The organism is Arthrobacter sp. 08Y14 (assembly GCF_002929455.1).
Classification (GTDB): Bacteria; Actinomycetota; Actinomycetes; order Actinomycetales; family Micrococcaceae; genus Arthrobacter_B; species Arthrobacter_B sunyaminii.
In genome coordinates this window covers 1-516 of sequence record NZ_PJIX01000065.1, presented here as the reverse complement: position 1 = coordinate 516, position 516 = coordinate 1, and the positions used below count along the sequence as shown (strand labels likewise).

The 516-nt window shown below is 68.0% G+C and carries 1 protein-coding gene; it reads right to left on the bottom strand.

The window, feature by feature from the left end; genetic code table 11:
- The coding region (locus CXR03_RS17995; RefSeq protein WP_146070574.1) for a carbohydrate-binding domain-containing protein at positions 1 to 516 on the bottom strand (516 nt) is incomplete at both ends.

Below are 516 nucleotides of genomic sequence, written 5' to 3'. Positions count from 1 at the left end.
TTGACCACCACAGTGCCGCCGGAGATGCTGGCATTGCCGTTGGAGTCCAGGCCGTCGCCCTGGGAGTTGATGGTCAGCAGTCCGCCGCTGACCTCCACGGTGTAGTCGCCTACGGCCATCTCGCCGCCGCCCATGCCCCCACCCATGCCGCCTTGGGGCGTCGTGCCAGTGGTGGTGCTGCTGCCGCCCGAGGCGTTCACGCCGTCGTCGTTTGCGGTGACGGTGGCGGTTCCGCCGGTCATGATGATGTGCTGGGCCTCCAGGCCCTCCTCCGACTCCTCAACAGTGGCGGTGCCGGCCGCGATGGTGAGGGTGTTGAAGGCCTTGATGCCGTCGTCGCCGGCGCTGACGTTCAGGGTGCCGCCATTGATCAGCACCCAGCCGCGGCCTTCGTCCTCCTCGTTGTCCGACTTGAAGCCGTCCCCGGCCGCGGACACCTGGTAGGCGCCGTCCAGCAGCACCGCGTAGTCCTTGCCCACAATGCCGTCATCAGCAGCGTCCACGGTGACGTTGCCC